General features: G+C 60.8%; 18 protein-coding genes. All 18 read left to right on the top strand.

Going from position 1 to position 21,333, the window contains the following annotated elements; translation table 11 throughout:
• The first annotated feature begins 198 nt into the window (after window positions 1-198).
• Entirely contained in the window at window positions 199-381 is a 183-nt protein-coding gene (locus KP004_RS21135; protein WP_239026791.1) for a hypothetical protein, read from the top strand.
• Window positions 378-1,022 (top strand): metal-dependent transcriptional regulator, encoded by a 645-nt coding sequence (locus KP004_RS12200; RefSeq protein ID WP_216798812.1) that lies wholly within the window; start codon window positions 378-380, stop codon window positions 1,020-1,022. The genes KP004_RS21135 and KP004_RS12200 overlap by 4 nt, the downstream gene beginning before the upstream one ends.
• Window positions 1,023-1,997: 975 nt before the next feature.
• Window positions 1,998-3,794, top strand: a complete 1,797-nt coding sequence (locus tag KP004_RS12195; protein ID WP_216798811.1) for a methyl-accepting chemotaxis protein — start codon at window positions 1,998-2,000, stop codon at window positions 3,792-3,794.
• Window positions 3,795-3,813: 19 nt separating this feature from the next.
• Window positions 3,814-4,173, top strand: coding sequence for an STAS domain-containing protein (locus KP004_RS12190; RefSeq protein ID WP_216798810.1), 360 nt, complete (start codon window positions 3,814-3,816; stop codon window positions 4,171-4,173).
• On the top strand, window positions 4,173-4,538 hold the full coding sequence (locus tag KP004_RS12185) for a response regulator (RefSeq protein ID WP_216798809.1): 366 nt from the start codon (window positions 4,173-4,175) through the stop codon (window positions 4,536-4,538). Before KP004_RS12190 ends, KP004_RS12185 begins: the two co-directional genes overlap by 1 nt.
• Complete coding sequence (locus tag KP004_RS12180) at window positions 4,535-6,625, top strand: chemotaxis protein CheA (protein ID WP_216798808.1); 2,091 nt, start codon at window positions 4,535-4,537, stop codon at window positions 6,623-6,625. The genes KP004_RS12185 and KP004_RS12180 overlap by 4 nt, the downstream gene beginning before the upstream one ends.
• Window positions 6,626-6,649: 24 nt before the next feature.
• Window positions 6,650-7,528, top strand: coding sequence for a CheR family methyltransferase (locus KP004_RS12175; protein ID WP_216798807.1), 879 nt, complete (start codon window positions 6,650-6,652; stop codon window positions 7,526-7,528).
• A 47-nt stretch (window positions 7,529-7,575) separates the two neighbouring features.
• Window positions 7,576-8,022, top strand: coding sequence for a chemotaxis protein CheD (locus KP004_RS12170; protein WP_239026790.1), 447 nt, complete (start codon window positions 7,576-7,578; stop codon window positions 8,020-8,022).
• Window positions 8,023-9,090 carry a protein-glutamate methylesterase/protein-glutamine glutaminase gene (locus KP004_RS12165; protein ID WP_216798805.1) on the top strand — a complete coding sequence of 356 codons (1,068 nt, stop codon included), beginning with the start codon at window positions 8,023-8,025 and terminating at the stop codon, window positions 9,088-9,090.
• Between the two features lie 196 nt (window positions 9,091-9,286).
• A complete protein-coding gene (locus tag KP004_RS12160; RefSeq protein WP_216798804.1) occupies window positions 9,287-10,522 on the top strand; it encodes an EAL and HDOD domain-containing protein in 1,236 nt (411 codons plus the stop codon).
• Window positions 10,523-10,716: 194 nt separating this feature from the next.
• Entirely contained in the window at window positions 10,717-11,472 is a 756-nt protein-coding gene (kdsB, locus tag KP004_RS12155; RefSeq protein ID WP_216798803.1) for a 3-deoxy-manno-octulosonate cytidylyltransferase, read from the top strand.
• A 155-nt stretch (window positions 11,473-11,627) separates the two neighbouring features.
• Window positions 11,628-13,229 carry a CTP synthase gene (gene pyrG / locus KP004_RS12150; RefSeq protein ID WP_216798802.1) on the top strand — a complete coding sequence of 534 codons (1,602 nt, stop codon included), beginning with the start codon at window positions 11,628-11,630 and terminating at the stop codon, window positions 13,227-13,229.
• 126 nt (window positions 13,230-13,355) lie between these two features.
• Window positions 13,356-14,180 (top strand): 3-deoxy-8-phosphooctulonate synthase, encoded by an 825-nt coding sequence (gene kdsA / locus KP004_RS12145; protein WP_216798801.1) that lies wholly within the window; start codon window positions 13,356-13,358, stop codon window positions 14,178-14,180.
• A 90-nt stretch (window positions 14,181-14,270) separates the two neighbouring features.
• Complete coding sequence (locus tag KP004_RS12140; RefSeq protein WP_216798800.1) at window positions 14,271-15,236, top strand: KpsF/GutQ family sugar-phosphate isomerase; 966 nt, start codon at window positions 14,271-14,273, stop codon at window positions 15,234-15,236.
• A 284-nt stretch (window positions 15,237-15,520) separates the two neighbouring features.
• Window positions 15,521-15,826, top strand: coding sequence for a hypothetical protein (locus tag KP004_RS12135; protein WP_216798799.1), 306 nt, complete (start codon window positions 15,521-15,523; stop codon window positions 15,824-15,826).
• A 106-nt stretch (window positions 15,827-15,932) separates the two neighbouring features.
• The gene (locus KP004_RS12130; RefSeq protein WP_216798798.1) at window positions 15,933-16,448 is read left to right on the top strand and encodes a KdsC family phosphatase; all 516 of its coding nucleotides are present in this window, start codon (window positions 15,933-15,935) and stop codon (window positions 16,446-16,448) included.
• Window positions 16,449-16,760: 312 nt separating this feature from the next.
• Window positions 16,761-18,050 (top strand): nucleotide sugar dehydrogenase, encoded by a 1,290-nt coding sequence (locus KP004_RS12125; RefSeq protein WP_216798797.1) that lies wholly within the window; start codon window positions 16,761-16,763, stop codon window positions 18,048-18,050.
• Window positions 18,051-18,554: 504 nt separating this feature from the next.
• Window positions 18,555-21,314, top strand: coding sequence for an SLBB domain-containing protein (locus KP004_RS12120; protein WP_216798796.1), 2,760 nt, complete (start codon window positions 18,555-18,557; stop codon window positions 21,312-21,314).
• The last annotated feature ends 19 nt before the right edge of the window (window positions 21,315-21,333 follow it).

The raw sequence follows: 21,333 nt of genomic DNA, 5'->3' as shown, positions 1-21,333 counted from the left end.
TCACGCGAAGACGCAAAAAACGCTAGAAGTACGAGAAGCGCAAAACATTTAGGTAAAGAACCTAAAGAGCTTTTGGGTTTCCCCCAACGCCTTGTCTTTTCTTTGCGACTTTGCGTCTTGGCGTGACACCGGTTTTTCTTGTGTTATCCCTTTTATCCCCTTTATCCCTGTTAAACGGTTTGGTTTTCAGAGGTTCCAATGAGGTGCGGATTTTGCGGACATGAGTTCGCGGAGAGTGAAGGGAACGTGGGGTGCAAAAATTGCCCGATGTCATCCGGCTGCAAGATGGTAAAATGTCCCCGCTGCAATTATGAGAACCCGCCGGAGCCGGCTCTCGTTAAAGGGCTAAAGAAAATGTTCGGAAAAAAGGAGAAGTTATGAAGCTTAGCGATAAAGCGGAAGAGATACTGGAGGCGCTCTGGATCGAGTCGGAGGAGAAGGGCGCCGGCTACGCCGAGCTGGACCGGATGGAGATCGATCCTTCCGATCCCGCCTACCACGAGCTCTCCGCGCATGCCCTGGTGGAGATCAGGGGCGGGCGCATCTACTTCCGTCCGGAGGGACGCGAGGAAGGGCGCATGACCATCAGGCGGCATCGACTGGCCGAGAGGCTGATGATGGACGTCTTGAACATAAGGGGCGAAAGCGGTGATGTGAAGGCCTGCCAGTTCGAGCACCTGTTGAATGAGGGCGTGGACAGCAAGGTCTGCACCATGCTGAACCACCCGGCCACCTGCCCGCACGGAAAACCCATTCCGCCGGGTGAGTGCTGCGAAGAGGCGCGCAAGAGCGGCGACCTCGGCGTGGTGCCGCTGACCGAGTTGAAGCCGGGCGACGACGGCGACATCGCCTACATCCAGACCGAAGACAGCAAGAAGATGCAGAAGCTGATGGCGATGGGGGTGCTCCCGGGCAACCGGATCTCCCTCTTGCAGGCCTTTCCCTCCTACATCTTCAGAGTCGGGTTCTCCGAATTCGCCATCGACTCGGCCATGGCCCGCGAGATCTTCGTCAGGCGTTAACCGGCCGGGCCTTCGGCCCGCTCATACCATCCAGGCAGCAACAAGGGCGTCCCTTCACCGGGGACGCCTTTTTTTTTAAGCTGTAGCGCAAAGAACGCCGAGTATCCGCGAAGGGCGCAAGGAGGGCTTTGGTTTTGGGGTAACAACAAAAAAGTCTTTCTTCCCGACCCTTGCGCCTGCTTTGCGTCCTTTACGTAACTGCTTTCAAAAAGCTGTAGCGCAAAGAACGCCGAGTATCCGCGAAGGGCGCAAGGAGGGCTTTGGTTTTGGGGTAACAACAAAAAGTCTTTCTTCCCGGCCTTTGCGCCTGCTTTGTGTCCTTTGCGTAACTGCTTTCAAAAAGCCGTAGCGCAAAGAACGCCGAGTATCCGCGAAGGGCGCAAGGAGGGCTTTGGTTTTGGGGTAACAACAAAAAGTCTTTCTTCCCGGCCTTTGCGCCTGCTTTGCGTCCTTTGCGTAACTGCTTTCAAAAAGCCGTAGCGCAAAGAACGCCGAGTATCCGCGAAGGGCGCGAGGAGGGCTTTGGTTTTGGGGTGACAACAAAAAAGCCTTTCTTCCCGACCCTTGCGCCTGCTTTGCGTCCTTTGCGTAACTGCTTTCAAAAAGCCGTAGCGCAAAGAACGCCGAGTATCCGCGAAGGGCGCAAGGAGGGCTTTGGTTTTGGGGTAACAACAAAAAGCCCCTCTTACCGACCCTTGCGCCTGCTTTGCGTCCTTTGCGTAACTGCTTTTGTGGTTAAAAATGCCCGAGATCATTGGTGATGTTTCTTTTTACCGCCGAGGGCGGCAGCGACGCCCGGGGTAGAACACCAATGAGCGCGGGGACTTCCCATTAAATTGCCGAAGTTTTCGATTCCATGAGAAAAAGGCTTCAAGATCTGCCCAAGGGTGTCGATAAAATAACTCAACCGGGCAGGTCGTCCCGAAACCGATTGCAGACCCGGGCTTACCAACCTCTCACGAATAAAGGAAAGATATGATAGCTGCCGGCAATGATACCAGCGCCCTCGAATCGGAAACCAGAGCGCTCGCGCCGGGTTGGTCCGGCGTCTTGGCCAAGGCTGCGGCGGAACTGGCCGTGATTTCGGGGACCACCGAAGACGAGTTCCTGGCGATCGGTGGCAGGCTGCAGGATTTCTACCAGCGCGGCCTGGGGATCTCCGGGCTTGCCTCGGACATGGTGGGGGAGGTCGCCGGCGATCACGTGACCGGCGCCATGGACCGCCTCGGGGAGATGCTCGACCACATGGGGCACTACGTGGACCGGGCCCAGAACGAGATCGAGGGGAGCGCCCAGACGCTGCGCGAGATCCTCGGCCTGCTGGAGAAGGTGGGTGATCCTCTCTCCGGCTTCAAGAAGGTGAACAAGGTGCTGCGCATGCTCGGGATCTCCACCAAGATCGAGAGCGCGCGGCTGGGACAGAGCGCCGCCGGGTTCGACACCCTGGCCAGCGACGTGGGCGAGCTTTCGGTCCAGGTGAACGACAAGGCCGCCTTCATCATGAGAAGAAAGGACGACCTGGCGCGGGAAATCGAGCAGACCCTGACCGGGGTACTGGAGAGCGGTGCCCAGCAGCACGACAAGGTCATCGAGGTGCTGGCACGCACCAAGAAGAGTCTGCAGTCCCTCACCGAGATCAACTCGCGCTGTTCCAGTTCCGTGGCGCTGGTCTCCGCCGTCTCCGACGAGGTGTACCGCTCCATCGGCGACGTGGTCATGTCCATGCAGGCCCACGACATCGTGCGCCAGCAGATCGAGCATGTCCAGGAGGCGCTGTCCGAGGTCAAAGACGGTCTCGACGAGGGGAGCTGCGGCGCCGACGCGACGGCGACCATCTGCGAGCTGCAGATGGCCCAGTTGCGCCACGCCTCCGACGAGCTGGACGCCGCGGTGCGGGTCATCATGGATAGCCTCAGGGAAGTCGCCAGGAAGCAGTCGGGCCTCTCCGCCCAGACCAGCGGCATGGCCGGCATAGCGGACCAGGCCGGCGGCAGCTTCTTCACCGGCATGGAAAGGGACATCTCGGTGGTCTCCGACGCGCTCCTCGAGAGCTCGAAGGTGAACCAGGCCCTGTGCGTGGCCATGGCGACCGTGGCGGAAACGGTGGGGGAGATCGCCACCTTCGTGGGCGACATCGAAAAGATCGGCGAGGAGATCAAGCTGATCGCCCTGAACGCCCAGATCAAGTCCGCCTACACCGGTGACGAGGGGGCGGCGCTCGGGGTGCTGGCGGAGGCGATCCAGCGGCTTTCCATCGATGCCATCGACCATACCGGCGCGGTCTCCGGGACGCTGCAGGGGATCATCGCGGTCACCGACCGGCTCAGCCAGGGGGTGAGCGTCGAGACCACCGGACTCGAGTCCGAGGTGCACGGCATGGTGCAGACCCTTTCCGGCCTGGTGCAGACACTAAGGCAGGTGAACGACACGCTGCAGCACTCGCTGCACAAGATGGACGACGCGGTGACCCGGCTCTCCACCGACATCGAGCAGGTGGTGTCGGGGATCACGGTACACCGCAAGGTGGCCCAGGTGCTGGAGGAGTCGATCCGGGCCATCTCCGGCGTCGCGACCGAAGCCCGCAGGCTGGCCCCGGCCGGCGTGGCGGGGAACCTGGACCAACTGGCCCAGCGCTACACCATGCAGAGCGAACGCAGGATTCACGAGTCGCTGAGCGGGCCCGCCACCGGCGGGAGGATGCCGACACAGTCGGCGCCTCCGCCACCGGCGGCCGACGAGGACGAACTGGGCGGCAACGTGGAACTTTTCTAAATCGAGGACGAGGATCCATATGGACGAGGTTACGTTGGAACGGGTAAAAGACCCGCAAGGGGCAACGGAAATCCTGAAGGTTTCCGGCGGGGTCACCATCTGCGAGGCCCGGGAATTCCGGGACGCGCTCCTGGCGGCCCTCGGGGCGGCACCGGAGGTGCGGGTGGACGTCTCCGCCCTCACCGGCATCGATCTGACCGGACTGCAGCTATTGTGTGCGGCGCACCAGAGTGCGGTGCGCAGCGGCAAGAGCCTGCATATCTTCGACGGCGGCAACGCCACCTTCCGTGAAGCGGCGAACGGCGCCGGATTTCAAAGGCACACCGGGTGTCCGCAAGATCGAGCTTGCAGTTGCATCTGGGTAGGAGGAGAGAGCTAATGGCCAAAGTGATAATGACAGCTGATGATTCCGCCAGCGTACGGCAGATGGTGACCTTCACCCTGAAACAGGGTGGGTATGACGTGGTGGAGGCCGTGGACGGCAAGGATGCGCTGCAGAAATTGGCCACCACCAAGGTGGACATGCTGATCACCGACCTCAACATGCCCAACCTGGACGGCATCGGGCTGATCAAGGGGGCCAGGGCGCTGGCGAGCTGCAAGTTCATCCCCATCGTCATGCTGACCACGGAATCCCAGGATTCCAAGAAGCAGGAAGGAAAGGCGGCCGGCGCCACCGGCTGGATCGTCAAGCCTTTCAAACCCGAACAACTGATGGCGGTTGTAAAGAAGGTGCTGGGATGACCGATTTACATCGGCAGGCATTCAAGGAAGAGGCATACGAGCTCCTTACCGAACTGGAGTCTTCGCTTCTGGAGCTTGAGGAGCGCCCCGATGACCAGGACCTGATCGGCAGGGTGTTCCGTGCCATGCACACCATCAAGGGGTCCGGCTCCATGTTCGGCTTCGACGACATCGCAAGCTTCACCCACGAGGTGGAAACGGTCTTTGACATGGTGCGCAACGGCAAGCTCAGCGTGACCGGGCGGCTGGTGAACCTGACCCTCGCCGCCCGCGACCAGATCCGGGCCATGCTCGATGCCGCCGACAGCGGCGCCGAGACCGACCTGCAGGCAAGCGCCGAGATCATCGTCGGGTTGCGCGAGCTGGCCGGCTTCGCCGGCGCCGCCAGCGCGGCTATCGAGCCGCAGGAGGTGGTTGAGGCGCAGCGCAAGGACCCGGTCACCTACCGGATCCGCTTCGTGCCGCAGGAGGACATCTTCGCCACCGGCACCAATCCCCTGAACCTGCTGGCCGAGATGAAGGAGCTCGGGACCTGCACCGTAGTCGCGCAGACCGACGGCTTCCCGCCGCTGGAGGAGATGAACCCGGAAGGGTGCTACGTCCACTGGGACGTGATCCTCACCACCGACCAGGGCGAGAACGCGGTGCGCGACATCTTCATCTTCGTCGAGGACGACTGCGAGCTGAAGATCGAGGTCGTGGCTGAGCACAGCCGCTACGACGAGCAGCAGGACTACAAGAAACTGGGCGAGATCCTCCTCGAGCGCGGGGACATCACCGCGGACGAGATGAAGGCGGTGCTTTCCCAGCAGCGCAGGTTCGGCGAGCTCGCCGTCTCCGAGGGGATCCTCAACGAAGCGAAGGTGCAGGCGGCCCTGGCGGAACAAAAGCACGTGAAGGAGGTGCGCCAGGAGAAACAGGCAGCCGACGCCTCCTCGAGCATCCGGGTCCCGGCGGAACGGCTCGACCTGCTGGTGAACCTGGTGGGCGAGATGGTGACGGTGCAGGCGCGCCTGTCCCAGACCGCGGCCCAGCGCGACGACGCGGAACTGATGGCGATCGCCGAAGAGGTGGAGCGCCTGACCGCCGAGCTGCGCGACAGCGCCCTCAACATCCGCATGCTCCCCATCGGCAGCACCTTCAGCAAGTTCAAGCGCCTGGTGCGCGACCTCTCCGTAGAGCTCGGCAAACAGATCGAGATGACCACGGAAGGGGCGGAGACCGAGCTGGACAAGACGGTGATCGAGAAGTTGAACGACCCGCTGGTGCACCTGATCAGGAACAGCATCGACCACGGCATCGAGCTTCCCGAGGTGCGCGAGGCGGCCGGCAAGCCCGCGCGCGGCACCGTGCACCTCGCGGCGGTCCACTCCGGCGACAGCGTCCTCATCACCATTGCCGACGACGGGGCGGGGCTGGACAAGGAGGCGATCCGCACCAAGGGGATCGAGCGCGGCATCATCTCGGCCGGCGCCGAACTCTCCGAGAAGGAGCTCTTCGGACTCATCTTCGCCCCCGGCTTCTCCACGGCCAAGACCGTCTCCTCGATCTCGGGGCGTGGCGTGGGCATGGACGTGGTCAAGCGGGCCATCGAGGCGCTGCGTGGCAGCATCGACATCACCAGCGTGCGCGGTCAGGGGACCCGCATCACCGTGAAGATACCGCTCACCCTGGCCATCATCGAGAGCCTGCTGGTGAAGATCGGCAACGACTCCTTCATGATGCCGCTGGCCCTGGTCGACGAGTGCGTCGAACTGACCCGCGAGGACGTGGCGCGCTCGCACGGCAGGAACCTCGCCCACGTGCGCGAGCACCTGGTTCCCTACATTCCGCTTAGGCAGCACTTCCGCATCACCGGCACGCCGCCGGACATCGAACAGATCGTTATCACCCAGGTCAACGGCATGCGGGTGGGCTTCGTGGTGGACCACGTGATCGGCGAGCACCAGACCGTGATCAAGTCGCTCGGGCGCGCCTACAAGGACACCGAGGGGATCTCCGGGGCCACCATCCTGGGAGACGGCACCGTGGCGCTCATCCTGGACATCCCGCAACTGGTGCAGGCGGTCGAGACGGAACAGAATTGACAAGCAGAGGAGGGGGCAGCGCCTATGCATGCAGCGGGGGCCGTTATCATGGAAGAACCTTGCGTCGTTGAACACACCGCAACCCTGTCGGCGCGGGATTTCGGCAGGCTGAGCCGGTTTATCTACGATACCTGCGGCATCAAGATGCCGGATGTGAAGAAGACCATGCTGGAGGCGCGCCTGCAGAAAAGGCTGCGCAGCCTCGGCATGCACAGCTTCACCGATTATTGCGATTTCCTCTTTTCGACGGCCGGGATGGAGAAGGAACTGGTCCCGATGCTGGACATGGTCACCACCAACAAGACCGACTTTTTCCGCGAGCCGGATCATTTCAATTACCTGACCCAGACGGTGCTTCCCGAGTGGGTGAAGAGGCATCCGGGCGCGACCCTTTCCATCTGGAGTGCCGGTTGCTCCTCCGGCGAGGAGCCCTACACCCTCTGCATGGTTCTCTCCGAGTTCGCCCTCAGGAATCCCGGGTTCGACTTCAGGATCCTCGCCACCGACATCTCCACGCGCGTGCTGGACAAGGCCAGGACGGCGATCTACACCGAGAGCCAGGTCGAGCCGGTCGCCATGGACCTCAAGAAAAAGTACCTCCTGCGCAGCAAGGACCGCTCCAGCGGCGTGGTGCGCATCGTCCCTGAGCTGCGCGAGAAGGTGCGCTTTCGCCGCCTCAACTTCATGGACGAGGACTTCGGCATGCGCGACCAGCTGGACGTCATCTTCTGCCGCAACGTCATCATCTATTTCGACCGCCCCACCCAGGAGCGGCTGCTGCAGCGTTTCCATCGTCACATGAAACCCGGCGCCTACATCTTCATGGGGCACTCGGAGACGTTGAGCGGTCTCAACGTGCCGTTGGTGAGCGTCTACCCGACGGTGTACCGCCGGCCGAGATGATCCCGCCCGCGCAGGGAAAGGTCGTCTTCCTGAAACCGGGCCAGATAATGGTAAGCTCTGAGCCTGTGCTGGTGACGACCCTGCTCGGTTCCTGCGTCGCGGTCACCATCTTCAGTTATCGGCTCCGGCTGGGAGCGATCTGCCACGCCCAGCTTCCCGGCACCGGCGACCTCTTCGACGGCATCCAGGATGAGCATCACGGCAAATACGTCGATACCGCCATCCGGGCCATGCTGGAGAGGTTGCTCAAGCGGGGGGCGCTGCGCGGGGAACTGGAGGCCAAGGTCTTCGGCGGCGCCGACATGTTCGATGCCCAGGGCAGGCTGCGCAGCGTGGGGCGGCAGAACTCGGAGATGGCGCTCAAGGTGCTGGCGCACGAGTCGGTGCGGGTCGCCAAGCAGGACCTGGGGGGGGAGCGCGGCAGGAAGATCATCTTCCACTCCCACACCGGAGAGGTTCTCCTCAAGCGGATGAGAAAATCAGGGGGTTGTTGAATGCCCAAGAAGATAAAGGTACTCATAGTGGACGATTCGGCCGTGGTACGTCAGACCATGGTGGAAATCCTCTCATCCGACCCGCAGATCGAGGTGATGTCCACGGCCGGCGATCCCTTCATCGCCGCCGACCGCATCCGGCAGGAAGTCCCCGACGTGATCACCCTGGACGTCGAGATGCCCAGGATGGACGGGATCACCTTCCTGCACAAGATCATGAGCCAGCATCCCATCCCGGTGGTGATGTGTTCCAGTCTCACCGAGAAGGGATCGGAGACGGCCCTGAAAGCCCTGGAGTACGGGGCGGTCGAGATCATCCAGAAGCCGCGCCTGGGGACCAAGGCGTTTCTGGAGGAGTCCCGGGTGAGGATCTGCGATGCGGTGAAGGCGGCGAGCCAGGCGAGGCTGCGTCGCGTCTCGGCGGTTACCCACCAGGTGGCGCCCAAGCTCACCGCCGACGTGATCATGGAAAAGCCCAAGAGCCAGGCGATGATGCAGACCACCGAGAAGGTCGTGGTGGTGGGCGCCTCGACTGGCGGGACCGAGGCCTTGCGGACGTTTTTGGAGTCGCTGCCGGCGGACTGCCCGGGCATCGTCATCGTGCAGCACATGCCTGAGGGATTCACCCGCGCCTTTTCGCAGCGGCTGGACGGCCTGTGCCGGATTACGGTCAAGGAGGCGGAGAACAACGACACCGTGGTGCGTGGCCGCGCCCTGATCGCGCCGGGGAACCACCATCTGCTCCTGAAGCGTAGCGGTGCGCGTTACTACGTCGAGGTCAAGGACGGGCCGCTGGTGTCCCGTCACCGCCCCTCGGTGGACGTCTTGTTTCGTTCCGCCGCGCGCTATGCCGGCAAGAACGCGGTCGGCGTGATCATGACCGGCATGGGGGACGACGGTGCGCACGGCATGCTGGAGATGAAGCAGGCCGGGGCCCTCAACATCGCCCAGGACGAGGCGAGCTGCATCGTCTTTGGCATGCCCAACGAGGCGATCAAGCTGGGAGGCGTCGACTACGTCCGCCCCCTGGACGCCATCAGCCGCGAGGTCTTGAGGCTGTGTAACTAACGGCCCAACGGCCCGACGGCCCAACGCCCAACGGCCGTTCAACGTTCAACGTTCGACGTTGGGCCTTTGTGCCGTGGCTGAGACTTTCCCTGGTGTGTGGGTATTGTCGCAGTCACGGTGGGGGTGGACCGAAGCAGTTATCCTTCTCGAACGTTGAACGTTGAACCTTGAACGTGTTTCGCTTTTGGGGTTGGTCATGGTTGACGAAAAGTTTTTCCTGGGGCGCCAGCCCATCCTGGACCGGACCCAGCAGATCATGGGGTTCGAGCTCCTGTTCCGCTCGCCGGAAAGCCTGAACGCGGCCAATATCCTCGACGTGCAGATGGCCAGCGCCAGCGTCATCGTCAACGCGCTCGCCCAGTTCGGCATCCAGGACGTGTTGGGACGTCACAAGGGCTTCTTCAACGTCACCCGCGAGGTGCTGATGAGCGACGCGGTGGAGCTCCTGCCCAAGGACCGCGTGGTGATCGAACTGCTGGAAAGCATCGTCGCCGACCAGGAGGTCGTGGACCGCTGCCGCTCCCTGAAGGCCTTAGGCTTCAGCCTCGCCCTGGACGACCACGTCTATTCCCCCGCCTTCCATGACATCTACCGCCTCATCGACATCGTGAAGGTCGATGTCCTGGAGACTGCGGCGGACTCCCTGCCGGAGATGGTGGAAAACCTAAGGAAGTGGCCGCTTACGCTTCTGGCCGAGAAGGTGGAGAACGCCGAGCACTATAAATTCTGCTCGCAGCTCGGCTTCGACCTGTTCCAGGGGTACTACTTCGCGCGTCCGGTGGTGCTCAGGCAGAACAAGATCGACATCGGCAAGATCACCATGATGCAGCTCATGAAGCAGGTGATGTCCGACGCGGACTGGGCCGAGATCGAGGAAACCTTCAAGCAGAACCCGGGGCTCACCTACAACCTGCTCCGCCTGGTGAACTCCGTCGCCATGGGGCTCAGGGTCCGGATCAAGACGCTGCGCCACGCCCTGACCGTGCTGGGGCTCGAGCAGCTCAAGCGCTGGATCACCCTCGCGCTGTACGCCAGCAACGACCAAAACGGCGTGCAAAGCCCGCTTCTGGAGATGGCCGCCACCCGCGGCAAGTTGATGGAGCTCCTCATTCTCGCCTCCCGCGGCCGCGGCGCCGGCGAGCTCGCGGACCAGGGCTTCATGGTCGGCATCCTGTCGCTCATCGACGTGCTGTTCGAGGATTCCATGGCCGAGCTGGTGGGGAAGCTTAACCTCGTGGAGAACGTGAAGAGCGCGCTCTTGCACCACGAGGGGGACCTCGGGGCACTCCTGGAGCTGGCCGAGCTGCTGGAACAGGCGGATTTCCCCGCCGTAAGCGAGCAGTTGGATATCTGCGAGCTGGAACTGGATCAGCTCCTCTCCGCCCAGTTGGAGACCTTCTCGTGGGCCGACAAGCTGAGCGCATCCCTCTAATTTCACTCCTTGACACGAACCTTTCTTTTGATGTAACTTGTTTCGTCCCGCCAGACAAGGGACGGAGCCAGAGGTTCAGGCTGCGCTCCACCGGCTAAAATCGCAGCAAAAGCCAGCCAAAAAAATCACCAAAACACAACCGCAACCAGGACTCGCTGCCGGCCCGACCGGTGCGGGTCGTACCGAGACGCCAAATGAAAATAACCGCGGTAATTCCCGCCAGGTATGCTTCTACGCGTTTTGAGGCGAAGGCATTGGCGGACATCATGGGCAAACCCATGGTCCAGCATGTGTATGAGCGTGCCTCGAAGGCCTCCCTCGTTTCCGAGGTGATCGTGGCGACCGACGACGAGCGGATCGCCGCTGCGGTACGCGCCTTCGGCGGGCGGGTGGAGATGACCTCGGTGGAGCACGAGACCGGCACCGACCGTCTCGCCGAGGTGGCGGGCAGGCTCGACGCCGACATCATCGTCAACGTGCAGGGGGACGAACCTCTCATCGATCCGGCCATGATCGACCAGGCCATCGCACCGATGCTCGAGGATCCCTCCATCCCGATGGCGACCCTCAAGTGCCGCATCAAGACGCTGCACGACTTCCTGTCGCCCAACGTGGTGAAGGTGGTCGCCGACCCGAAGGGTAACGTACTTTATTTTTCCCGTTCGCCGCTGCCGTTTTTCCGCGACAAGTGGAACGACCTGAAGGACGATGCCTTCTGCTGCGGCAAGCTGTTGTGTTACAAGCACGTGGGACTCTACGTGTACCGCAGGGAGTTTCTGCCGGTGTTCGCAGCGCTTCCCCCGAGCTACCTCGAGATGGCCGAGAAGCTCGAGCAGTTGCGGGTCCTGGAGAACGGCTACCGCATCAGGATCGTCGAGACCGAGTGCGAGTCGATCGGCGTCGACACCCCGGCCGACCTGGAGAAGGTGCTGGCAAAGTTGAAAGGCTAAACCCGTTCAACGTTCAACGTTTTTGGCTGCTGCTGTTTTCTGTATCAAGTTCTTCGCTGAGGGATCGCGTCACGCTGCCGCTGGAGTTTTACCAGTGGTCTCGTCGAACGTTGAACCTTGAACGTTGAACGGTTTCTATTTCGGAGGTTTTTTCAGTGAAGACAAAATTCATCTTTGTTACCGGCGGCGTTGTCTCCTCTATAGGTAAGGGACTCGCCGCCGCTTCTTTGGGCGCTCTGCTGGAGGCACGGGGGCTTCGGGTCACCATCCAGAAGCTGGATCCGTACATCAACGTCGATCCGGGCACCATGTCACCGTTCCAGCACGGCGAGGTCTTCGTCACCGACGACGGCGCCGAGACCGACCTCGACCTCGGTCACTACGAGCGCTACACCTCCAGCAAGCTCTCCAAGAAGAGCAACTTCACCACGGGACAGGTCTACTTCTCGGTCATCGAGAAGGAGCGCCGCGGCGATTACCTCGGTGGCACCGTGCAGGTCATCCCGCACATCACCGACCAGATCAAGGCCAACATCCTCGAGAACGCCAAGGGTAGCGACATCGCCATCGTCGAGATCGGCGGTACCGTGGGCGACATCGAGTCGCTGCCGTTTCTCGAGGCGATCCGCCAGTTGAAAAGCGACCGTGGCGCGGGGAACGTGCTCTACCTGCACGTCACCCTGGTCCCCTACATTAGGACCGCGGGCGAGCTGAAGACCAAGCCGACCCAGCACTCGGTCAAGGAACTGCGCGAGATCGGCATCCAGCCCGACATCCTCTTATGCCGCTGCGAGCAGGAGCTCCCCCAGGACATGAAGGCGAAGATCGCTCTCTTCTGCAACGTGGAGGAGAAGGCCGTCATCACCTCCCGCGACGCCGAGCACATCTACGCGGTGCCGCTGGCGCTGAACCTGGAAGGGCTCGACGACCAGGTGGTCGAAAAACTCAACATCTGGACCAAGGCGCCGGACCTCTCCCACTGGCAGCAGGTGGTCTCCAAGCTGACCAACCCTGCCTGCGGCGAGGTGCGCATCGCCGTCGTCGGCAAGTACGTCGATCTCAAGGAATCCTACAAGTCGCTCTCCGAGGCGCTCACCCACGGCGGCATCGCCAACGACTGCCGCGTCACCCTCAACTACCTCGACTCCGAAAAGATAGAGGAGGAGGGGGCCGAGAAGTACCTGGCCGATGTGGACGGCATCCTGGTTCCGGGCGGCTTCGGCGAGCGCGGCACCGAGGGGAAGATCAAGGCGATCGAGTACGCCCGCGTCAACAAGGTTCCCTTCTTCGGCATCTGCCTCGGCATGCAGATGGCAGCCGTCGAGTTCGCGCGCAACGTCTGCAAGCTCCCCGAGGCGTTCTCCAGCGAGTTCAAACCCGCCTGCCAGAGCCCGGTGATTCACCTGATGGAAGAGCAGAAAGGTGTCGACAAGAAGGGGGGCACCATGCGCCTGGGCGCGTACCCCTGCTCGCTGACCAAGGGGACTTTCGCGCAGAAGGCCTACGGCGCCACCGAGATCTCCGAGCGCCACCGTCACCGTTACGAGTTTAACAACGCCTTCCGCGCCGCACTGGAAGAGAAGGGGCTGATCATCTCCGGCATCTACAAGGAAGGCAACCTCGTGGAGATCGTCGAACTGGCCGACCATCCCTGGTTCCTGGGGTGCCAGTTCCACCCCGAGTTCAAGTCCAAGCCGCTCAACCCGCACCCCTTGTTCAAGGCGTTCATCGGGGCCACCAAGGCGCGCAAAGGCTAGCAATCCGCCTCACGCAAAGACGCAAAGGCGCAGAACAAATCACTGAACGGTTTGCTCTGTCACTTTGCGTCTTTGCGGCTTTAGTGAGTGAAAGCGAACGGGCGTGAGACGAAATAGGAGAAAATGATGATTCGTGAGATCTCGGTAGGAAACATAAAGATTGGCGGTAACAGGCCGCTGGTGCTGGTAGCCGGGCCGTGCGTGATTGAGAACGAAGCGGCGACGCTGCGCCACGCGGAGCGCCTGATGAGCATCTGCAACGGCGTCGGCATCCCCCTGATCTTCAAGGCCTCCTACGACAAGGCGAACCGCACCTCGGTCACCGCCTTCCGCGGTCCCGGCATGGACGAAGGGCTGAGGATCCTGGCCAAGGTGAAGGAATCGCTGGGCGTTCCGGTCCTCTCCGACATCCATTCCATCGAGCAGGTGGAGCCCGCAGCCGACGTCCTCGACGTGCTGCAGATACCGGCGTTCTTGTGCCGCCAGACCGACCTGCTGGTCGCCGCCGCCAAGACCGGCAAGGTGGTCAACGTGAAGAAGGGGCAGTTCCTGGCGCCGTGGGACATGAAGAACGTGGTCGGCAAGATCCGCTCTTGCGAGAACGAGAACATCATTCTCACCGAGCGCGGAGCGAGCTTTGGCTACAACAACCTTGTGGTCGACATGCGCAGCTTCCCCATCATGCGCTCCACCGGCTTCCCGGTCATCTTCGACGCCACCCACAGCGTCCAGCTCCCGGGAGGGGAGGGGACCTCGTCCGGCGGTCAGCGCGAGTACGTGGAGTTCCTGTCCCGGGCCGCGGTTGCAGCCGGTGTGGACGGCGTCTTCATGGAGGTGCATGAGGATCCCGAGCGCGCCCTGTGCGACGGCCCGAACTCGGTGCGCCTGGACGACCTGCCGGCACTTTTGAACAGGCTGAAGGCCATCGACACCATCGTGAAACAGGCCTAAAAGAAAAACCGACTCGAACAGGGATAAAGGGGATAAAAGGGATAACATCCCGCCCCTTTTATCCCTGTTAAACGGTTTAAGGAGTTGATCTTGATTTTAGAAGAAGCGAAGCGGGTAATCAGAGTCGAGGCAGAGGCGCTTTTGAACCTGGAAGCGTCCATCGACCGGACCTTTGAAAAAGCCGTAGAGATGATACTGAACACCACCGGGCGCGTCGTCGTCACCGGCATGGGCAAATCCGGTCTCATCGGCCAGAAGATTGCCTCCACCATGGCCTCCACCGGCACGCCCGCCTTTTTCCTGCATCCCGCGGAAGGCATTCATGGCGATCTCGGCATGATTATGAAAGGGGACGTCGTCATCGCCATCTCCAACTCCGGCGAAACCGACGAGGTGGTGCGCATCCTTCCCATCATCAAGCGGCTGGGCGCTTCCCTCATCGCCATGGCCGGCAACCCCAACTCCACCCTGGCCAAAAGCGGCGACATCTTCCTCGACATCTCTGTGAAGGAAGAGGCCTGCCCCCTGGGGCTCGCCCCGACCGCATCCACCACCGTGACGCTGGCCATGGGCGACGCCATCGCCGTTGCGCTTTTGGTGAGCCGCGGCTTCAAAGCCGAGGACTTCGCCATGTTCCACCCCGGCGGCGCACTTGGGCGCAGACTCCTTTTGAAGGTCGAGGACATCATGCACTCCGGCGAGGGACTTCCGCTGGTGAGCGCCGACACCTTGATGCGCGAGGCGCTCTTCACCATCACCTCCAAGGGGTTGGGCATCACCGGCGTCACCTCTGAAGACGGCGCCCTGGTCGGGGTCATCACCGACGGCGACCTGCGCCGGGCCCTGGGGCAGGGGCTCGACATCATCAACCTCCCTGCATCGGCGCTGATGAAGAAGGGGGCCAAGCGGATCCGCCGCGACGAACTGGCCGCGCGCGCCCTGCAGCAGATGGAGCAGTACTCCATCACCTCGCTCTTCGTCTTCTCCGACGATGACGCCACCGCCCCGGTCGGCATCGTGCACCTGCACGACCTGCTGAAGGCCGGCATAGCATAGACAAAACAATTAACAGGGATAAAAGGGATACAGGGGATAAAGGCATAAACCCTTTAATTTAACGCAAAGCCGCAAAGACGCAGTGGAAACATATCAACAAGCAGTGGGCATGGCGTTGAATGCAACGTTAATGTTTCTGTAGTTACACGAGATTCCTGTTGCTTTGCGTCGTTGCTTTATAAAATTAGCTTTGATGTATCCCTTTTATCCCCTTTATCCCTGTTTAAAGGTTTTTTGCAGTTTTGCTGCTTTGCGTAAGGGTGGGGGCATATCGGGAGGGTGTGGTGAACGAACAGGACAGGCAGTTTATTGAGGCGCTGTTTGCCAGGCAGGGAGATGAGTTCCGACAGGAGCTAAAGGCCACTTCCGAAAGTTTTCGACAGGAGCTACAGGCCACCTCCGAAAGTTTTCGACAGGAGCTACAGGCTACCACTGAAGAGTTCAAGCAGCATGTCAGCTCGGCCGTTGAGATTTTTGGCCACCAGGTTGCCTTACTGGCCGAGGGACATCATGCCGTCTTGGATAAACTGGAGGGGCTCGAGGGAAGATTCGAAGCCCACCACGGGATTTACAGAGTAAAGGAAAGTTAGCGATAGACGTTTTTATCCCCTGTATCCGCTTTTATCCCTGTTAAATGTTTATGCAGTTCTTAGCGCCTTTGCGTCTTTGCGTGAGCAGGGCATCTGTGAGGTTTTCATGGAAGAAAGACTCAAAAAGATCAAGCTCTTGATACTCGACGTGGACGGTGTCCTCACCGACGGACGCATCATCTTCGATTCCAACGGTGTGGAGAGCAAGTTCTTCAACGTGAAGGACGGACACGGCATCAAGATGCTGCAGCGCTCCGGCATCGAGGTCGGCATCATCTCCGGCCGCGAGTCGCAGGTGGTCTACAACCGCGCCGTGGAACTGGGGATAGGCCAGGTCTACCAGAAGTCACTGGACAAGCTGGTGCCGTACCGCCAGATGCTCGAGGCGACCGGCCTTTCCGACGAGCAGGTCGCCTTCATGGGGGACGACGTCATCGACATACCGCTTCTGAAGCGGGTGGGTTTCGCTGCCGCACCTGCCGATGCCGTTCAGGAGGTGCTTCCCTTCGCCCACTTCGTTGCCAGGAACCGTGGCGGCTGGGGAGCTGTGCGTGAGCTCTGTGACCTGATCCTGAAGGCCCAGGGGACCTGGGAGAGCGTGACCTCCAGGTACTACGTGTAAGGCACTCAGCCTGACCGACGGCGTCAGACAGTTGTGAGTTCTGCGGATATAGCCGTTTAACGACCGGTTGTAAATTGTGGGGATGTCGATGGTTCGACATCCCCTTTCTTTTTTCCTCGAGTCTCCCCCCCCTCCGGTTTCTGAGAAAATTTTTTTCTGTCACAGTTTCTTTCTGAGTATTTTCTGATACAATCCCCCCTACTATTAGCTGGATCAAAGAAACGCCTATGCCTTGGCATCGGGATCTACGATCAAGCAACCTGTCTTTGAGTGGTTACTCGGTCTGAATATTCGTTGAGGAGAGTGTGTCAAATGCTAAAGCACGACCGTATCATCTCCGTCATCGGCTTGGGCTATGTCGGCCTGCCGGTGGCGGTGGCCTTTGGCAAAGTGCAAAAGACCTATGGGTTCGACATCAACGCTGCGCGTATCGCAGAGCTTAAGGAAGGACACGACCGTACCGGAGAGGTGACTCCAGACGACCTCCGCGAGGCGGACATCGTGTTCACCGACAGCATCGACGTGCTGAGGGAGGCCGATTTCCACATCGTGGCAGTGCCCACCCCCATCGACTCCGCCAACCAGCCGGACCTGACCCCGATGCTGCGCGCATCCGACACGGTGGGGCGGGCTCTGAAAAAGGGGGACATCGTCGTGTACGAATCGACGGTTTATCCCGGCGTCACCCAGGACGAGTGCGTCCCCATTCTCGAGCGCGTCTCCGGCCTGGTCTGCGGCACGGACTTTTTCGTCGGGTACAGCCCGGAACGCATCAACCCCGGCGATAAGGAGCACACCTTCACCAAGATCAAGAAGGTCGTCTCCGGTCAGGACGCGAAAACCCTCAGGATCGTGGGGGACGTCTACGAGTCCGTCGTCACCGCCGGCGTGCACCGGGCCGCCTCCATCATGGTCGCCGAGGCCGCCAAGGTCATCGAGAACACCCAGCGCGACCTCAACATCGCGCTCATGAACGAACTCGCCCTCATCTTCGACCGCATGGGGATCGACACCAACTCCGTGCTGGAGGCGGCGGGGACCAAGTGGAACTTCCTCAAGTTCCAGCCGGGACTGGTCGGAGGGCATTGCATCGGGGTCGATCCTTACTATCTGACCCACAAGGCTGAGAAACTCGGCTACATCCCCCAGGTGATCCTGGCCGGTCGACGCATCAATGACGGCATGGGGAAGTTCATCGCCCAGCGCACCGTGAAGGAGATGATCCGGTCCGGGCACAACGTGCTCGGTTCGCGGGTCACCGTGCTCGGTCTGACATTCAAGGAAGACTGCCCTGACCTGCGCAACTCCAAGGTCATCGACATCATCCGGGAGCTGCAGGACTATGGCCTGGAGGTACAGGTGAGCGACCCCTTGGCCGATCCGGATGAGGCCCGCCACGAGTACGGGGTCACCCTGGTTCCGCGCGCGGAACTGCAGACCGCCGAGTCCGTGGTCATAGCCGTAGCACACCGGGAGTACCGTGCACTCTCCCCGGAACAGCTCAAGAGAATGATGGACGGCTCACCATTGGTCATCGACGTGAAAGGGATCTTCGACAACAACCAGTTGGCCGAACACGGCATCAGGCTGTGGAGGCTGTAGCACAGACACCTCGTCTGCTGTCGGCGTCCGGTGCTTGTCATGTCATCGATGAGTATCAGTTCTGCCTGTTACTGTCTTAGAAGCGGAAGAAAAAAAACATACTCATAGTTTGCACTCATTTATTTTCTGATAGACTCTGTATCTGTCGCTGAGACAAGGTCGGGACACCCCGTTCGATACGGAATGGGTTTACGTGTAAGCACACATGAAAAAAAGGCATGAAAAATGCTTTGGTTGATGTGCCCAAAGCCCTGCTACATCATGACGATAATCGCTTCAGCGCTAGCTCTTTTGCATTTACATCCGGTCTCGTAAGTGATATAGACTAGAGCCTGATCATTAGTAATGACTTTTGTTTGCTGGGTGCAGTTGTGATCGGCTCTGCCCGTACGATGGGCAGTCAACGGTAGTGTCACAAAGGAATAACCCCGTTTTCTTGTGAGTTACTGTCTGATCCCCCACTGCTGTTCCCGCCTTCCTGAAACTTCAGAGGTACAGCCAAGCATGAAGAGAATTCTGTTTCTTGTGGTAAGCCTTACGCTTTTGTCCGTTGCAACCGCCTTTTCAGCATCCATCACCGAGGACTCATCCGGCTATACGTCCCCCGCGGCCGTCAAAGAGGATGACGCTTCCCCCGAAATCTCTTCCGACTACTTCACCAAATCCGAAGACGCCGATGGCGACTCCCAGGGTACCGTTCGCAACGACGATCAGTCGAGCTACAGGCGCACTGCGCCTGTCCGTGAAGCCGGCTCAGACTCTGACGCTGTCGAAGCCGCCCCCGCAAAGGGAACCCAGGAACAGTCCGATGATGTCACGGAGATGCGGGGCAGGGAAGAGCGTGACTTCTTCGATCCTTCGACGGGCAAAGAAGAGCGGCAGATGCAGGACGGCAAGTGGAGCAAGGAACGCCAGACCCTGGAAGAGAAGGATAAGAAGGACAAAACAGACAAGAAGGAAAAAAAGGATAAGAAGAAGACGGTCAAGGCGCCGGCCAAAAAGAGGACGCCGCAGGCGGTAGAGCCCTCGGCGCTGGAAAAGGCCATGGGGGAGAACCCCGTCACGGTGGACAAGTCCAAGGCGCAGCCTTACGGGTGGGATCAGCTGACCCAGTTCGGCTACAGCTTCTTCAAACGCGGCAAGGACACCTTCGCGGCCCAGACCGACGTTCCGGTGGGGCCCGACTACCTGGTCGGCCCGGGCGACCGCCTGATCGTCACCCTGTGGGGCAGCGTCAACGGCAGTTACAAGCTCGAAGTTAATCGCAGCGGCGAGATCGTGCTCCCCAAAGTGGGGGCCGTCAAGGTCGCCGGGGTGACCTTCGGTGAGCTCCCCGCCCTGTTGCGGGGGAGCGTGGCACGCATCTACAAGGACTTCCAGCTCAACGTGAACCTCGACAAGCTGAGACTGATCAAGGTGTACGTGGTAGGGGAGGTGGCTTCCCCCGGCGACTACAACGTGAGCTCGCTCTCCACCGTGATCAGCGCACTCTCCGCCGCCGGCGGTCCCACCAAAAACGGCAGCCTGCGCAACATTCAGATCAATCGCAACGGCAAGGTTATGGAGACGGTCGATCTGTATGACTTCTTCCTGAAGGGGGACAAAGGGAAGGACATCCGGCTGCAGCCGGGCGACACCATCCTGGTTCCGGTCATCGGCCGCGTCGCCGGCATCGTGGGCAACGTCAGGCGTCCCGGCATCTACGAGCTGAAGGGGGAGAGCACGCTGAAGGATGTCTTCGCCCTGGGCGGCGGCGCCAATCCGACCGGTTACCTGCAGAGGGTGCAGTTGTACCGCGTCGAGGCGCACGACAAGAAAGTCGTCAAGGACTTCAACCTGGACCTGAGCGGGCCGGCTGCGGAGCAACAGATCTCCGGCATCAAAATGCAGGACATGGACCTGGTCAACGTCCTGCCCATAGACAGCGTGCTGCGTGGCTATGTGAGGCTCGAGGGGCATGTGCTGCGCCCCGGGGACTACGCGCTGAAGCCGGGCATGAAGGTCAGCTCCCTTCTGCAGGGCGACAACCTCCTGCCGCAATATCACGGCGGTGCGGGGCAGATCATCCGTCTCTATCCGCCGGACCTGCATCCCGAGATCGTCTACTTCGACGTCACCGGAGCGCTGAAGGGCGATCCCGCCCAGGACGTGGAGCTCAAGGAGTTCGACCGGGTGAAGATCTTCTCGCGGGAGCAGATGGAGGAGACCCCCGTCGTCAAGGTGAGCGGTGAGGTGCAACGGCCGGGACAGGTCCGTTACCTGGACAACATGACCGTGCGCGACCTGCTCATGCAGGTGGGGAACGTGAAGCTCTCCGCCTATCTCGGCAGTGCCGAAATCACCAGGATCAAGCGCGATGGCGGCTCGGTCACCTCCTACTCCCTCACCGTTAACCTGGAGCAGGCGCTGAAAGGCGGCGAGGAAAACATCAAGCTCGAGCCGTTCGACGAACTCACCGTGCGCCGCATTCCCAACTGGGCAGAGGCCACCGAGCGTTACGTCACCTTGAAGGGTGAAGTGATGTTCCCCGGCACCTATCCCATCTACAAGGGGGAGCGGCTCAGCTCAGTCATCGCCCGCGCCGGCGGCTTCACCGACCTTGCCTACCTGAAAGGGGTGCGCTTTACCAGGGAGAACGTCCGCAAGCTGCAGCAGCAGCGCATGGACGAGGCCCTGGACAGGGCGCAGGACCAGATCATCAAGCTGCAGAGCAACGTTTCCCAGACCGCAGCCTCCGCCGAAGAGGTCGCCAGTTCCAAGACCACCCTCGACAACCTGATGCGCAGCATAGAGATTCTGAAAGCGAAGAAGGCGGAGGGACGCGTGCTGATGGAGATCACCTCCCTGCGCGACCTGAAGGGTGGCATGTACGACCTCGAACTGCAGGGGGGGGATCAGCTTACCGTCCCGAGTGACCCCGGTGGCATCAACGTGATCGGGGACGTCTACAACCAGAGCACCGTCGTTACCCAGCGCGGCCGGGATATCGATTGGTACATTAAGCAGGTTGGCGGGCCAACCGGCGATGCCGACATGGACGGCATTTACGTGGTGAAGGTGGACGGCTCGGTCATCAGCCAGGCAAACTCCTCCAAGTTCATGTTCTACAACTCCTTCTGGGGCAAGAAGCTTGACTCCGGCGACACCATCATCGTGCCGAGGCAGTACGAGAAGACGGCATGGCTTAGAGGTGCCAAGGATATCGCTTCAGTCATTGGCAACATAGCTGTTACTGCCGGTGTTTTGGTTGCCGCCGGACTCTAATCCAAGTTAACCCGACGAT

The organism is Geomonas oryzisoli (assembly GCF_018986915.1).
Taxonomy (GTDB): Bacteria; Desulfobacterota; Desulfuromonadia; order Geobacterales; family Geobacteraceae; genus Geomonas; species Geomonas oryzisoli.
This window is presented reverse-complemented; position numbering and strand designations above follow the sequence as displayed.

Coding starts and splice junctions, on each gene's coding strand:
- KP004_RS21135 (WP_239026791.1), top strand. CDS start 199: ATGAGGTGCGGATTTTGCGGACATGAGTTCGCGGAGAGTGAAGGGAAC.
- KP004_RS12200 (WP_216798812.1), top strand. CDS start 378: ATGAAGCTTAGCGATAAAGCGGAAGAGATACTGGAGGCGCTCTGGATC.
- KP004_RS12195 (WP_216798811.1), top strand. CDS start 1,998: ATGATAGCTGCCGGCAATGATACCAGCGCCCTCGAATCGGAAACCAGA.
- KP004_RS12190 (WP_216798810.1), top strand. CDS start 3,814: ATGGACGAGGTTACGTTGGAACGGGTAAAAGACCCGCAAGGGGCAACG.
- KP004_RS12185 (WP_216798809.1), top strand. CDS start 4,173: ATGGCCAAAGTGATAATGACAGCTGATGATTCCGCCAGCGTACGGCAG.
- KP004_RS12180 (WP_216798808.1), top strand. CDS start 4,535: ATGACCGATTTACATCGGCAGGCATTCAAGGAAGAGGCATACGAGCTC.
- KP004_RS12175 (WP_216798807.1), top strand. CDS start 6,650: ATGCATGCAGCGGGGGCCGTTATCATGGAAGAACCTTGCGTCGTTGAA.
- KP004_RS12170 (WP_239026790.1), top strand. CDS start 7,576: ATGGTAAGCTCTGAGCCTGTGCTGGTGACGACCCTGCTCGGTTCCTGC.
- KP004_RS12165 (WP_216798805.1), top strand. CDS start 8,023: ATGCCCAAGAAGATAAAGGTACTCATAGTGGACGATTCGGCCGTGGTA.
- KP004_RS12160 (WP_216798804.1), top strand. CDS start 9,287: ATGGTTGACGAAAAGTTTTTCCTGGGGCGCCAGCCCATCCTGGACCGG.
- kdsB (WP_216798803.1), top strand. CDS start 10,717: ATGAAAATAACCGCGGTAATTCCCGCCAGGTATGCTTCTACGCGTTTT.
- kdsA (WP_216798801.1), top strand. CDS start 13,356: ATGATTCGTGAGATCTCGGTAGGAAACATAAAGATTGGCGGTAACAGG.
- KP004_RS12130 (WP_216798798.1), top strand. CDS start 15,933: ATGGAAGAAAGACTCAAAAAGATCAAGCTCTTGATACTCGACGTGGAC.
- KP004_RS12125 (WP_216798797.1), top strand. CDS start 16,761: ATGCTAAAGCACGACCGTATCATCTCCGTCATCGGCTTGGGCTATGTC.
- KP004_RS12120 (WP_216798796.1), top strand. CDS start 18,555: ATGAAGAGAATTCTGTTTCTTGTGGTAAGCCTTACGCTTTTGTCCGTT.